The 13,651-nt window shown below is 72.0% G+C and carries 12 protein-coding genes; all 12 read right to left on the reverse strand.

Annotated features, from left to right (window positions below; genetic code table 11):
* Positions 1 to 35: 35 nt before the first annotated feature.
* The 12 genes from QF035_RS12410 to QF035_RS12465 all read right to left on the reverse strand — a co-directional run bounded on the left by QF035_RS12410 (position 36) and on the right by QF035_RS12465 (position 13,622).
* On the reverse strand, positions 36 to 959 hold the full coding sequence (locus QF035_RS12410; protein WP_307520241.1) for a S66 peptidase family protein: 924 nt from the start codon (positions 957 to 959) through the stop codon (positions 36 to 38).
* Positions 956 to 2,935: a prolyl oligopeptidase family serine peptidase gene (locus QF035_RS12415; protein WP_307520243.1), complete on the reverse strand. Its 1,980-nt coding sequence runs from the start codon at positions 2,933 to 2,935 to the stop codon at positions 956 to 958. Before QF035_RS12415 ends, QF035_RS12410 begins: the two co-directional genes overlap by 4 nt.
* Before the next feature lie 6 nt (positions 2,936 to 2,941).
* The gene (locus tag QF035_RS12420) at positions 2,942 to 4,294 is read right to left on the reverse strand and encodes a M20/M25/M40 family metallo-hydrolase (protein WP_307520244.1); all 1,353 of its coding nucleotides are present in this window, start codon (positions 4,292 to 4,294) and stop codon (positions 2,942 to 2,944) included.
* Positions 4,287 to 5,123 carry a M55 family metallopeptidase gene (locus tag QF035_RS12425; protein ID WP_307520246.1) on the reverse strand — a complete coding sequence of 279 codons (837 nt, stop codon included), beginning with the start codon at positions 5,121 to 5,123 and terminating at the stop codon, positions 4,287 to 4,289. Before QF035_RS12425 ends, QF035_RS12420 begins: the two co-directional genes overlap by 8 nt.
* Positions 5,124 to 5,169: 46 nt before the next feature.
* On the reverse strand, positions 5,170 to 6,972 hold the full coding sequence (locus QF035_RS12430; protein ID WP_307520248.1) for an immune inhibitor A domain-containing protein: 1,803 nt from the start codon (positions 6,970 to 6,972) through the stop codon (positions 5,170 to 5,172).
* A 91-nt stretch (positions 6,973 to 7,063) separates the two neighbouring features.
* Positions 7,064 to 7,741, reverse strand: coding sequence for a GntR family transcriptional regulator (locus tag QF035_RS12435; RefSeq protein ID WP_307520249.1), 678 nt, complete (start codon positions 7,739 to 7,741; stop codon positions 7,064 to 7,066).
* Positions 7,742 to 7,770: 29 nt separating this feature from the next.
* Positions 7,771 to 8,772: a proline racemase family protein gene (locus QF035_RS12440; RefSeq protein WP_055617473.1), complete on the reverse strand. Its 1,002-nt coding sequence runs from the start codon at positions 8,770 to 8,772 to the stop codon at positions 7,771 to 7,773.
* Positions 8,773 to 8,866: 94 nt separating this feature from the next.
* Positions 8,867 to 9,784 (reverse strand): dihydrodipicolinate synthase family protein, encoded by a 918-nt coding sequence (locus QF035_RS12445; RefSeq protein ID WP_307520251.1) that lies wholly within the window; start codon positions 9,782 to 9,784, stop codon positions 8,867 to 8,869.
* Between the two features lie 38 nt (positions 9,785 to 9,822).
* On the reverse strand, positions 9,823 to 11,247 hold the full coding sequence (locus QF035_RS12450) for an FAD/NAD(P)-dependent oxidoreductase (protein ID WP_307520252.1): 1,425 nt from the start codon (positions 11,245 to 11,247) through the stop codon (positions 9,823 to 9,825).
* On the reverse strand, positions 11,240 to 11,548 hold the full coding sequence (locus QF035_RS12455; RefSeq protein ID WP_307520254.1) for a (2Fe-2S)-binding protein: 309 nt from the start codon (positions 11,546 to 11,548) through the stop codon (positions 11,240 to 11,242). Before QF035_RS12455 ends, QF035_RS12450 begins: the two co-directional genes overlap by 8 nt.
* Complete coding sequence (locus tag QF035_RS12460) at positions 11,545 to 12,723, reverse strand: NAD(P)/FAD-dependent oxidoreductase (RefSeq protein WP_307520255.1); 1,179 nt, start codon at positions 12,721 to 12,723, stop codon at positions 11,545 to 11,547. The genes QF035_RS12455 and QF035_RS12460 overlap by 4 nt, the downstream gene beginning before the upstream one ends.
* 176 nt (positions 12,724 to 12,899) lie before the next feature.
* Positions 12,900 to 13,622: a class I SAM-dependent methyltransferase gene (locus tag QF035_RS12465; protein WP_307520256.1), complete on the reverse strand. Its 723-nt coding sequence runs from the start codon at positions 13,620 to 13,622 to the stop codon at positions 12,900 to 12,902.
* Positions 13,623 to 13,651 lie beyond the last annotated feature (29 nt).

Genomic DNA, 13,651 nt, shown 5'->3' on the forward strand with positions numbered 1-13,651 from the left:
TCGACCGTCATGCCCCCCCACCGCCGTCACCGGCGTCAGGCCAGCGCGGGCACGTCCAGTGTCAGCGTCCCGGCCTCGGCGTCCAGCTCCGCCGGCACCCCGAAGGGGACCGTCAGCGCCCCCTCGCAGTGCCCGAAGCCGAACTCCTCGGCGATCGGCACCCCGAGCCCGCCGAGCCGGTCGAGGACGAGGGCCCGGATCCGGTCGTACGGGTCGCACCGCTCCCAGGAGCCGAGCAGGACCCCGGTGACGCCGTCGAGCCAGCCTGCGCGCAGGAGTTGGGTCAGGTAGCGGTCCAGGCGGTAGGTCTCCTCGTTCACGTCCTCCAGGCAGAGGAGGCCGCCGCGCGCCGAGGACCGGGCGTGGGGGGTGCCGAGGTCGGCGGCGAGGAGGCTCAGGCAGCCGCCGAGCAGGACGCCTCTGGCCCGACCGGGCACCAGCGCGCTCCCGGACGAGGTGAGGGTCCGCACCGACTCCGGTTCGAAGAGCGTCGCCCGCAGCTGCTCCTGGGCGCGGGCGTTCTTGATGAAGTCGATGCCCGCGGCCATCGGTCCGTGCAGTGTCACGAGCCCCAGCCGCGTCGCGAAGGCCTCGTGCAGGGCCGTGATGTCGCTGAAGCCGAGGAACACCTTGGGGCCCGCGGCCCGCAGCGCGTCCCAGTCGAGCAGCTCGGCCATGCGCTGTACGCCGTAGCCGCCGCGGGCGCACAGCACGGCGTCCACGGTCGGGTCGCACCAGGCGGACTGGAGGTCGGCGGCCCGGTCGGCGTCGGTGCCCGCCAGGTAGTCGAACGTGCCGTGCCGGTCCAGGACATGGGGTGCCACGACCGGATCCAGGTCCCAGCCGCGCAGGATGTCGAGGCCCGCCTGCAGCCGCTCCTCGGGCACGGGACCGCTCGGCGCGACGACGGCGACACGGGCTCCGCGAACCAGCCGCCGAGGACGCACGAGTCCCTTCACTTGGCGAGCTCCAGAGTGGGGACGCCTGGCGGATTCAGGCCGAACACCTGGGCGTACAGGGAGAGTTCGGCCTCCAGGGCCCGCACCATCGTGTCGGCCCGCCGAAAGCCGTGGCCCTCGCCCTCGAAGGCGATGTAGGCGTGCGGCAGCGGTCGTGCCCGCTCCTCCAGCCTGGCCAGGAACCGCTCGCACTGCGCGGGCGGGCAGATGACGTCGTCGAGGCCCTGGAGGAGCAGGAAGGGCACGGTGACGCGGTCGGCGTGCTCGGTGGGCGAGCGCTCGGCGTACCGGCCGGGGACCTCCGCGAGCGGTCCGACCAGGGTCTCCAGGTACTGGGACTCGAAGTCGTGGGTCTCGCCCGCGCCCCAGCCCGCCAGGTCGAGGATGGGGTAGATGATCGTCCCGCAGGCATACACGTCGGTGCTCACCAGGGACGCGGCCGTGGTCCAGCCGCCCGCGCTGCCGCCGCGGACGGCGAGCCGGTCGCGGTCGGCGGTCCCCTCCTCGGCGAGGGCGAGCGCGACGGCCGCGCAGTCCTCGACGTCCACGACACCCCACTGCTCGCGCAGCCGGTTGCGGTACTCGCGGCCGTACCCGGTGGATCCGCCGTAGTTGACCTCGGCGACCCCGATGCCCCGCGAGGTGAAGTACGCGATCTGCAGGTCGAGGACGAGCGGGGCGCGGCCGGTGGGGCCGCCGTGCGCCCACACGACGTACGGCGGGAGTTCGTCGCCGGGGGCGACATGGCCGGGGTGGTGCGGCGGGTAGATGTGCGCGTGGATCTCCCGCCCGGCGGGCCCGCTGAACGTGCGGATCTGCGGTTCCGGGTAGTACGCGGGGTCCACCGGGTCGTCGTGAGGGGCGCCGATGACTCGCGCCCTGCCGGTACGGGCGTCCAGTTCGACGACCTCGTAGGCGCTGCGCGGGCTGGCCGCGACGGCGGCGACCCTGCTGCCGTCGGCGGCGAGCGTGGCCGCGTACTCGGTCCAGGGTCCGGCCGCGTCGACGACCTCGCCGGTCTCCGGGTCGAGGATGCCGAGCGCGGCGGCGCCCCGGCCGTGCACGACGGCGATCAGTCCGCTCTCCAGGGGCGCGAACCAGCGGCGCCCGACCGTCCACAGCGGCCCGGCGAACTCCTCCTCGCGCGTGCAGATCGCCTCACCGTCGCGGTAGAGGTTCCACCAGCCGGAGCGGTCGCTCGCGTACAGCAGGGTGCCGTCGGCGGACCAGTCGGCCTGGGCGATCGCCTCGTCCGGGCCGCCGGCGGCCTTCCGGGTCCCCCGCAGCGTCCCGTCTGGGCCGACGTCGGCCACCATCAGTTCGGTCCCGTCCCACGGCATCCGCGGGTGGTCCCAGGCCAGCCAGACCGCGCGCCGTCCGTCGGGCGAGATGCGCGGCCCGGTGACGAACCGGTGCTGCCCGTCGGTGAGTTCACGCACCGCGTCCTGGTCCTGCGCGGCCGACCCGTCCAGCGGCACCGCGGCGACGACCCGGCGCACGTCGGTCGGCCCGTCGCCGGTGAACTCCTCCAGTACGCACCAGACCTCGCCGAGTTCGGGATGCATCTGCGGGTCCACCCAGCGCAGTCCGCCGCCCACCAGCGACACGGGAGTCAGGGGGCGCGGCTCCTTGTCGGGGCGGGCGGGCTCGTACGCGTACAGCCGCTGGTCGGCGAAGTTGACGAACACCACCAGCGGGCCGTCGTCGCCGACCGCCCCGGCCCAGGGGTGTCCGCCGTACTCCATGACACGGCTGCGCACGTTCCAGGGGGCGGGCAGTACCGATTCCTCGGTGCCGTCGGCGCGGCGGCGCACGAGAGCACGGCGACCGCCCTCGGTGGGCCGGGGCTCGGTCCACCAGACCTCGTCGCCGACGAAGCCGACGAAGTCGGGGTGTCCGTCGTGCGCGGCGGCGAGCGACGCGTCGATGGGCGAGGGCCAGGAACCGTAGGCCAGGGTCTGCACGATGTCCCCCATTTTTCCCTAGGCCGTGCGCAGAAAGCGGTCGAGTACCCGGACGCCGAAGTGCAGCGCCTCCACGGGCACGCGTTCGTCGACCCCGTGGAAGAGGGCCTGGTAGTCGAAGCCCGGCGGGAGCTTCAGCGGCGCGAATCCGTATCCGGTGATGCCGAGGCGCGAGAACTGCTTGGCGTCCGTGCCGCCCGACATGCAGTACGGCACGACATGCCCCTCGGGCGCGAACTCCTCCACGGCGGCACGCATGTTGGCGTACGTCGTCGAGTCCACCGGTGCCTGCAGGGCCACCTCACGGTGGTGGAACTCCCACTCCACGTCCGGACCGGTGAGCCGGTCAAGGGTCGCGCGGAACTCGTCCTCGGTGCCGGGCAGATAGCGTCCGTCCACGTAGGCGACGGCCTCCCCGGGAATGACGTTGACCTTGTAACCGGCGTTCAGCATGGTCGGGTTGGCGCTGTTGCGCACGGTGGCCTCGACGAGCGAGGCGGCAGGGCCGAGCTTGTGCAGCAGAACATCCACATCGTCGAGGTCGGGCGCGATTCCGTACACCGCGGCCATCTCGGTGAGCGCGGCGCGGACCGTCGGGGTGAGCCGTACGGGCCACTCGTGGGCGCCGATCCGCGCGATCGCGGCGGCCAGCCGGGTCACGGAGTTCTCCCGGTTCACCTTGGAGCCGTGACCGGCCCGGCCACGTGCGGTGAGCTTCAGCCAGCCGGTGCCGCGCTCGCCCGCCGCGACGGGGTACAGCTCCCGGCCGGAGCCGTCGTGGAAGGTGAAGGCGCCGGACTCGCTGATGCCCTCGGTGCACCCCTCGAAGAGCCCCGGATGCTCGTCGGCGAGGAAGCCCGAGCCGTCCTCGGCGCTCGCCTCCTCGTCCGCGGTGAAGGCGATCACGAGGTCGCGCCGGGGGCGCACGCCGGAGCGGGCCCACTGCCGTACGACCGCGAGGATCATCGCGTCCATGTTCTTCATGTCGACCGCGCCCCGGCCCCAGACGACCCCGTCGCGGACCTCCCCGGAGAACGGGTGCACGCTCCAGTCCTCCGCCTGCGCCGGTACGACGTCCAGGTGACCGTGGACGAGCAGCGCGTCGGCGGACGGGTCGGTGCCCTCCAGGCGCGCGACGACGTTCGCCCGCCCCTTCGTGCGCTCCAGGAGTGTCGGCTCCAGGCCCGCCTCGGAGAGCAGCGCGGCCGCGTACTCGGCTGCCGGCCGCTCCTGGCAGTCCCCGCCGCCGCGGTTCGTCGTGTCGATCCGGATGAGATCGGAGGTGAACCGGACGACCTCGTCGAGGGCCTGCCCGTCGACCGCCCCGTCCCTGGCCGCGTGCTCGTCGGTCGCGCTCTTGTTGTCAGCCATAGGTCTCCTCCACGGCGGCCGAGACGATCGTGGTGACCGCCTTGAAGGTACGAATCCCCTCGTACATGGTCGGGCTGGTGTACGCGGCCTTCCGCTCCCCGGCGCGCTCGACACCCGGGACGACGGTGGCCGCCATCGCAAGGTGCTCGGCGTCGAACTCCAGGGCCACGGTGAACGGGCCGCCCTCCACGGGCTCGTGCCGCACCGCGAGCCGCGTGGCCTCCTTGGCGGCGGCGCGGATGTCCGCTGCCGTACGCGCCGGTGTGCGGCACACGGCCGCGTACCGCGAGACATGGTCCTTGACGGCGACCTTCAGTGCCTCGGGGGCGTAGCCCAGCGCGTCCTCGCAGGCCACGTCGTCGCCGGTGACGAGGACGACGGGGACGCCGTACTCGGCGACGACATGCGCGTTGAGCAGGCCCTCGCTGGCGCGTACGTCGTTGATCCAGACGCCGGTGATCGAGTTGGCGAGGTAGGTGTGGGCGAGGACGCCCTCCATGCCCGCTCCCGCGTGGTAGCCGACGAACGCGATGCCGTCGACGTCGCCGTGCTGCACGCCCTCCACCATGGACAGCGACTTGTGCCGCCCGGTGAGCATCTGCGCCCGTTCGTCGAGCTGCTCCAGGAGCAGGTTGCGCATGGTCCAGTGGGCCTCGTTGATGAGGACCTCGTCGGCACCGCCGTCGAGGAAGCCGAGGACGGCCGCGTTCACGTCCGAGGTGAACATCGACCGGCACCGCTCCCACTGCGGTGTGCCCGGCAGTACGTCGGCCGGCCAGGTCACCCCGGTGGCGCCCTCCATGTCGGCGCTGATGAGGATCTTTGCCATGCTCCAGTTGTATCGCAGTCCGGAGGAGCCCCACAGGGGAGGGCGGTCAGCCGGACGAACCGACCGAAACCTTCACTCGGCCGTCGGCGTACTCCTCGTCCACGGTGATCGTGGTGCCGTCGGGTCCCGCAAGGACCGGGACGCCCGGCCGGGACGGGATCGTCGTCTCCACGCCGTTCTGGTGGAAGGTGAGCGGCGCGGTCGGCCGGCGGCCGAAGGGAGCGTCGTACGTCTGGAGGCGGCCCCGGATCACGGCCCCGGAGGTGTCCAGGGCGGGCTCGGCGTGTGCGTCGACGGGCAGGATCTGACCGTGGCCGCCGTTCGCCTTGGTCCTGTTGTCCCGGTACTTGGTGTTCCAGTACCAGATCAGCGTGCCGCTCTCGTAGTGCAGCCGTTCCTTGAGCCTGGGCAGCGTGGAGCGCCAACCGAGCTGGAAAGGACCGGACTTGAGGTACCTGTCCTCTCCGACGTACTGCCGGTTCTCGACGACGTAGTAGCGCGCGTTACCGTCAGCGTCAGCGGGGAGCGTCACCAGAAGGGCTTCCTTGCCCTGTGTGGAGGAGTCGACCGACAGCGGGTTCAGGACGACGGTCGAGGGGGTGCCGACGTTCGCCGTCGCATGGTCGAGCCAGCCGAGCCGCAGTTTGGCCCACGCGCCCAAGTCGGCAGGATGGGCAGACAGTTCGGCCTCGTTCGAGAGCAGTGAGCCGTGCGACATGACCGACCAGAAGCCGGTCGAGTTCTCGCCGCCGGAGGTGTCGTACAGATCGGGCAGACCCAGGTCGTGGCCGTACTCGTGGGCCAGTGTGCCAAGTCCCCTGTTCTCGTTGGTCATCGTGTAGTCGTTGACCCAGATGCCCGAGTCGCCGACCTGGCTGCCGCCGTCGCGGTTTCCGTTGGCGGGGCCCAACTTGCCCGCACCGGACTGGAGATAGCTGACGGAGCCGCGGTGGGAGCCGATGGCATCGGTGCCGTTGACGCCACCGCCGTTGGCCTGCGACTCCCCCGCGAACGTCAGCATCACGCGGTCGAGATAACCGTCGGGTTCGTTGAAGATCCCGTCCCGGTCGTGGTCGTTGCGGTCCCAGGTGTCGTACGTGGCAAGGTACTTGGCCAGCGAGGCGGCGGTACGGCCCGTCGCGCGCTGGTCCTCGTACCACTTGTTCAGGCCGTCGGTGACGAGCTGCTCGTTGCAGTAGTACGTCGAGACGGCGACGCCGTTCTTCCGGCAGGCGTCGGTGCCGTAGTGCGCGAGGGGGTGGTCGACGCGGGTCCAGTCGTGAACGGTGCCGGTGATCGAGTAGACGCCGCTGGACTGGCGCCGGAAGTACGACCTGAGGGTGTCGCCCGCGGCCAGGTCCGCCGTGCCGAAGATCTGCCGCTGGTAGTAGGCCCGGCTGTAGTCCCGGGTCCACACCGTGGCGTTGTCGGTGGCGCGGTCGGGTTCGGGGGTCCGGTTGTGCGTGTAGTCGCTGAACTCCACCGGCAGCACGAAGATCCGGTCCGCGGTGCGGGCCGTCTCCGCGTACGAGCCCTCGCGGTACTCGATGCGCTGCGAGGAGCCGCGCGTCTCAGGGGTCGCCCGTCCGGCGGCGACCTTGGCGAGGGCCAGGGCCCGGGCGCGCTGGGTCCGCTCGCCCCGCTTGCTGAGCAGATCGTGGTCGGGGGCCTCCGCGGCGGCCTCGGTCTCGGGGGAGGCGACCGCGGCGGAGGCGCCCTGGGCGTGGACGGCCGGCGCGGCCACGGCGACGGCAGCGACTGCGGCGACCAGGGATCCGCGCAGGCGCGGGGATCTGGGGAGGAACGCGGATCTGCGGAGGAGCGGAGACCTGCGGATGCGCTTGCTCAACGTGCGTCCTTCTCGCGGCTGCCGGGGCGCACTCAGGAGAGCATGGGGGTGCGGATGAGGCGGGTTGTCCGGCAGCGTGTCGCCGCCGAGGTCACTCGGCCGCCCACAACCCCCGTACGTGTCCGAGGTGGCGGGTCATGACGGCCCGTACCGCCCCCTCGTCGCGGGCGATGAGCGCGTCGAGGATGTCCAGGTGCTCCGCGGCGGAGGCCTCCAGGCGGCCCGCCTTCACCAGCGCGTGCAGGCCGTAGAGGCGGGAGCGCTTGCGGAGGTCGCGGACCACCTCGACCAGGTGGTCGTTGCCCGCGAGGGCGAGGAGGCCGAGGTGGAAGCGCATGTCCGCCTCGACGTGCGCGATGAGGTCACCGGTCGCGGCCGCGGTGACACTCTCCTGGGCGGCCGGGCGCAGTGCCTCCAGGGCGACGGGGTCGGCGGTGGCGGCGAGCGACACGGTCGTGGGGATCTCGATGAGCGAGCGGATGTGCGTGTACTCGTCGAGCTGCTTCTCGGAGACGGCGGTGACCCGGAAACCCTTGTTCGGCACGGTGTCGACCAGGCCCTCCTTGGCGAGGTCGAGCATGGCCTCGCGGACGGGTGTGGCCGAGACACCGAAGCGGGCGGCGAGGGCCGGTGCGGAGTACACCTCGCCCGGACGCAGTTCCCCGGCGATGAGGGCGGCCCGCAGCGCGTCCGCGACACGCTCGCGGTAGCTGGGCTTCTTGCCGCCCAGCGAGGGCAGGGCGGGGGCGCTGGCGCGCTGGGCGGGCATCGGGGATTTCCTTGTCGTGGTCGGGGGCTTCAGAGGACGAAGCCCGCCGGGAACGGGTCGGTGGGGTCGAGCAGATACTGGGCCGTGCCGGTCACCCAGGCACGCCCGGTGAAGCTTGGCAGGACGGCCGGGATCCCGGCGACCTCGGTGGTGTCGAGGAGCCGGCCGGTGAAGTGGGTACCGATGAAGGACTCGTTCAAGAACTCGGTGTTCAGGGGGAGTTCGCCGCGTGCGTGCAGCTGCGCCATGCGCGCGGAGGTGCCCGTGCCGCAGGGTGAGCGGTCGAACCAGCCGGGGTGGATGGCCATCGCGTGCCGCGAGTGCCGGGCCGTCGAGCCCGGGGCGGTGAGCTGCACATGGTGACAGCCCCGGATGGACGGATCCTCGGGGTGGACGGGCTCCCCCTCGGCGTTGATGGCGTCCATCAGCGAGAGCCCGGCCGCGAGGATGTCGTCCTTGCGGGCCCGGTCGAAGGGCAGCCCGAACTGGTCGAGCGGCAGGATCGCGTAGAAGTTTCCACCGTACGCCAGGTCGTAGGTCACCGTCCGCCCGTCGGCGAGCTGGATCTTGCGGTCCAGGGCGACGGAGAAGGATGGCACGTTCCTGAGCGTGACCGCCTTGGCCGCGCCGTCCTCCACCGCCACCTCGGCGACGACGAGCCCCGCCGGGGTGTCGAGGCGGATGGTGGTCACCGGCTCGACGACCTCGACCATGCCGGTCTCCACGAGGACGGTCGCGACCCCGATGGTCCCGTGCCCGCACATCGGGAGATAGCCCGACACCTCGATGTAGATGACGCCGTAGTCGCAGTCGGGACGGGTCGGCGGCTGGAGGATCGCACCGCTCATCGCCGAGTGGCCGCGCGGCTCGTTCATCAGCAACTGCTTGATGTCGTCACGGTGTTCACGGAAGTACAGCCGCCGCTCGTTCATGGTCGCGCCCGGGACCGTGCCGATGCCTCCGGTGATCACACGGGTCGGCATGCCCTCGGTGTGCGAGTCGACGGCGTGCAGGACGAGTTTGCTGCGCATGGGGCTCCCTGAGGGGTGAGGTCTCCTGCGAGGCAGAGATCGAGATCGTGGCCGCGTGCCTGCGGGCGGGCGTCCGGGATTGCGGGACTGCGGCTCAGGCGAGCCCGGCCGCGACGGCCCGTTCGGTGGCCTCGCGCACGGCCTGCTCCTGCTCGGGAAGGAGCGGCACGCGCGGCGCACGTACCGGACCGCCGTGCCGCCCCACGATGTCCATCGACAACTTGATGGCCTGCACGAACTCGGTCTTCGAGTCCCAGCGCAGCAAGGGGTGCAGCTGGCGGTAGAGCTTGCCCGCGGTGTCCAGATCTCCCGCGACGGCGGCGCGGTACAGCGCGACGGACGCGGAGGGCAGCGCGTTCGGGTAGCCGGCCACCCAGCCCTTGGCCCCCGCGACCGCCAGTTCCAGCAGCACGTCGTCGGCGCCGATCAACAGGTCGAGTTCCGGGGCGAGTTCGGCGATGCGGTAGGCGCGGCGTACGTCACCGGAGAACTCCTTGACCCCGTGGATGTACCCCTCGCCGTGCAGCTTCGCGAGCAGCTCGGGCACGAGGTCGACCTTGGTGTCGATGGGGTTGTTGTACGCGACGATCGGCACGCCCGCCTTGGCCACCTCCGCGTAGTGGGCGAGGACCGAGCGCTCGTCGGCGCGGTACGCGTTCGGAGGCAGCAGCATCACGGAGGCGCAGCCCGCGTCGCGTGCCTGCTCGGCCCAGCGGCGGGCCTCGGCGGATCCGTACGCAGCCACGCCCGGCATCACGCGCCGCCCACCGATCGCGACCACGGCGGTCTCCACGACCTTGGCCCGCTCCTGCGGGGTGAGCACCTGGTACTCGCCGAGCGAGCCGTTCGGTACGACCCCGTCGCAGCCGTTCTCGACGAGCCACGTGCAGTGGTCCGTGTACTTGTCGAGGTTGACGGAGAGGTCGTCGTTGAGCGGGAGGGCGGTGGCGACGAGGACGCCGTGCCAGGGACGGTTGTCGTTGACGTTGCCGTCGGTCATGAGGGGTCCCATCCGGTTTCGGTAGACGGTTTTCGGTGGAGGGTGACGTGTCATGAGGGTTCGCCGGGCTCGCGAGCCAGCACCCCGAGGGGCACCGGCCGGGCGAACGGCCGTCGGGAGGGTGTCTCCGGACAGCGCGCGAGCCCCGCCACGGCGGGCCCGCACATCCGTCCCTGGCACCAGCCCATCCCGGCCCTGGTCAGCAGTTTCACGGTGCGTACGTCCCCGGCCCCGAGCTCGTCGACAGCCTCCCGGATCGCGGAGGCGGGCACCTCCTCGCACCGGCACACGACGGTGTCGTCGGTGACCTGCTCGGTCCAATGGGCGGGCGGAGCACAGACCGTGTCTACGGCGGCGAAGAACTCCCGCAGCCCGGCACGCGCCTTGGCGGCCGAGGCGTACGAACTCCTTCCGGGCGTACGGGAGTCGAGCCGCGCCGCGATGGACAGTCCGGCGATCCGGCCCTCGGCCGACGCGAGCGCCGCGCCGCCGATCCCCGTGGCCTCGCCGGCGGCCCAGACGCCGGGCACGTCGGTGCGCTGTTCGTCGTCCACGGCGACGGCGACCCCGTCGAGACGGCAGCCGAGCGCTTCGGCGAGGTCGGTGTGCGGGAGCATGCCGTGGCCGACGGCGAGGGTGTCGCAGGGGACGCGCCGCCCGGTTCCCGGCCGGACCCGCCCGTCACCATCGAGGGAGGCGACGGTGACGGCTTCGAGCCGCCCGGTGCCGTGTGCGGCGACGACCGTGCTGCGAACCTGGGCCCTGACTCGGTGACGTGCCAACTCGGCCGCGTACCGGGCGCCTTCGGCGAGTTTCGCGGGATGGGCGGCGAGCACCCGGGCCTGCCGAGCGAGGTTCCGGGGGTCGGCGGACTCCACGAGGGCCGCGACCTTCGCCCCGGCCGAGGCGAGCCCGACGGCCACGGGCAGCAGCAACGGCCCGGCCCCGGCCACCACGGCGGTACGCCCCGGCAGCACGAGCCCGCCCTTGAGCATGGCCTGCGCCCCACCCGCGGTCACCACTCCGGGGAGGGTCCAGCCGGGAAACGGGAGCACCTTCTCGTACCCACCGGTGGCGAGCAGCACGGCGTCCGCGTGAACGGTGACGGGCTCTTCCTGCTCGGGCCCGAGCAGAGCGTGGACGGCGAAGGAGCCTCGGGCGGTGTCATCGGCGGTGGAGGTGCCGGACTGCCGCTCCACGAACCACACATGATGACCCGTCAGATGAGTGACACGTCCTGCGCCGATGTGCGCCGCGAGTCCGTCCCGAAGCCGTTCCCAGGTACGCCACTGGTGATGCAGGGCCTGCGGACGACGGGCCCCGAGCTCCGGAGCGGTCTGGCGGTAGAACTGCCCGCCCGCCTGCGGGGCGGAGTCGACCAGGGTCACCAGCACACCGCGAGCCGCGGCGGCGAGGGCGGCCGTGAGTCCGGCGGGGCCGGCGCCGATCACCGCGAGGCGGCGTCGTTCAGTCATGGTGACCGGTCCCTTCCTGCGTGCGGATCACGTCCCCGGCCTCGGCCCGGACCAGACAAGCCCGTTGGTTCACCCGCCCGTTGACACTCACCAGACAGTCGAAGCACACCCCGATGCCACAGAAGACACCGCGCGGCTCGCCGCTCCCCCGGGTCGTACGCCAGGACGTGACGCCCGCAGACCAGAGCGCGGCGGCGATCGTCTGACCGGGCAGGACGGTGATCTCCCGGCCGTCGAAGGTGACGGTGAAGGCGGGCCCGGGCCGGGCGTCGACCAGGTCGAGCGGAGTGCGGGGCGTCATGGAGCCTCCTCGGTCACCGGATCGGGAAAGCGGTCGGGGCGGAACGGCGCGAGGTCCAGATCGGGGGCCTTCTCCGCCAGCACCTGGGCGATCAAGTGGCCCGTCCCGGTGGCGAGTCCGATGCCCGCGCCCTCGTGCCCGCACGCGTGGAAGAGCCCGGGCACGCGCGCGTCCGGCCCGATCGCGGGCAGATGGTCGGGCAGGTACGGACGGAACCCGAGGTAGCTGCGCATGGCCCTGACCTCCGACAGGAAGGGGAACAGCCGGGTCGCCCCCGCCGCGAGCGCCCGGGCGACGGGCAGGGAGAAGGAGCGGTCGAAGCCGACCCGTTCCCGGCTGGCACCGATCAGTACCGGTCCCGCCGCCGTGCCCTCGACCACCGGGGAGGTCTGCAGCGCGGCCGAGTCACTGGCCACGTCGGCCACGTAGTCGGCGGCGTACACCTTGTGCCGCACCCGGCGGGGCAGCGGCTCGGTGACCAGGACGAATCCACGCCGGGGCAGCACGGGCAGGGACACCCCGGCCAGCGCGGCCAGTTCTCCGCCCCAGGTCCCGGCGGCGTTGACGACGGCGGGCGCGTGCACATCACCATGAGATGTACGGACTCCACGCACCGCCCCGGCCGCCGTGCGCAGCACCTCCGTGACCGTCCACCCGGTCCGCAACTCGGCACCGGCCGCGCGGGCGAGCCGTACGAGATGGGCTGCGGCCAGTGTCGGCATCACCTGGGCGTCCTGCGGATAGAGGACACCGCCCGCGAGCCCCTTCGCCAAGCAGGGCTCCAGATCATGGAGTTCACCGGCGGCAACGGACACGGCCTCGACACCGGCGGGGCGCTGCCCGACGGCAAACCGCTCCAACGCCGCGAGCCCCTCAGGTGCGGACGCCACGACGACCCCGCCCTTGGCCTCGTACTCGACGGCCCCGGCCACTCCGGCCTCAGCGGCAAGATCGGCCCACAACCGCCCGGAGAGCAGGGCGAGTTCGAGCTCGGGCCCCGGTTCCTTGTCCGAGACGAGCAGATTCCCCTCCCCCGCCCCGGTCGTACCCCCGGCCACCGGCCCCCGGTCCACCAGTACGACACTCAGCCCCGCCCGAACGGCGTACAAGGCACTGGCCGCCCCGACCATCCCGGCCCCGACGACCACAACATCGCAGGTCAGCGACTTGGTCACGCCAGTACTATGTCACATACCTCTAGCCGGGCCAAGGGTGCACCAACCCGCACTCAATGGCGTGCGGCACCCTCCGCCCCTTCAGGGGCGCGGGGAACTGCGCGACCAGCCCCCACACACCCGCACCCAACACTCAACGTCAAATCCCCATCGCCAACTGAGGATCACGCGAAATCTCAGACCCGCCCCACCACAACCCACCTAGACGGCAACTCAATCCGCGTACCGTCCGCCAAAAACTCAGTCGTCACAAGCGGCAACTCTCCACTCGCCAGCACGGCGAGCCCAGCAGCCCGCAGATACTCCGGCACAGCGGCATCAGCGACCTCCCCCGGCGCGATCCCATGCCGAAACACGGGCGCAAGCTTGGCCGGCGGCCCGCCCGGGCCCTGGGCAAGACCCCGCAGAATCGGCCCCGCCGCCTCCGCGAGCTCGACAAGAAACGCACGCCCCCGGTCACCCACAAGCATGGCGAGCCCATCCACCACCGGCTGCCGGTCATCCGGCTCGCACTGATGCAGGACACCCCGCATATACACGTTCGCGTCACCGAGCTCCGCGTGCAGTGTCTCCGCTTCGACCTTCTCGGCCGCGTCGAAAAGCCGGTAGGAGGCCTGCCCGGCCGGGTCCGCGAGCCGGGCGTGATCGAGGGCGGCAGCCGAGAGGTCGGCACCGATGACCCGCGGATAGCGGTCGGCGAGGAACCGGGCCTGGGTCCCGTTGCCGCAGCCGAGGTCCACGAGAGGCAGGCCGGGCGCCGCCAGATGCGGTTCGAACAGAGCGAGGTGGATCCCCGCCGTGACCGCGGGCTCGGCATCCCAGAAGACGGCCCCCGGCTCGCCGGGAGCCTCCCGCCAGAAGCCCTCCCAGGCCTCTCTGTACCGAGTCGTCACACTCATGAAAGCTCCCCAGGACGCGACCACGGACC

Origin of the sequence: Streptomyces umbrinus (assembly GCF_030817415.1) — a bacterium.
GTDB lineage: Bacteria > Actinomycetota > Actinomycetes > Streptomycetales > Streptomycetaceae > Streptomyces > Streptomyces umbrinus_A.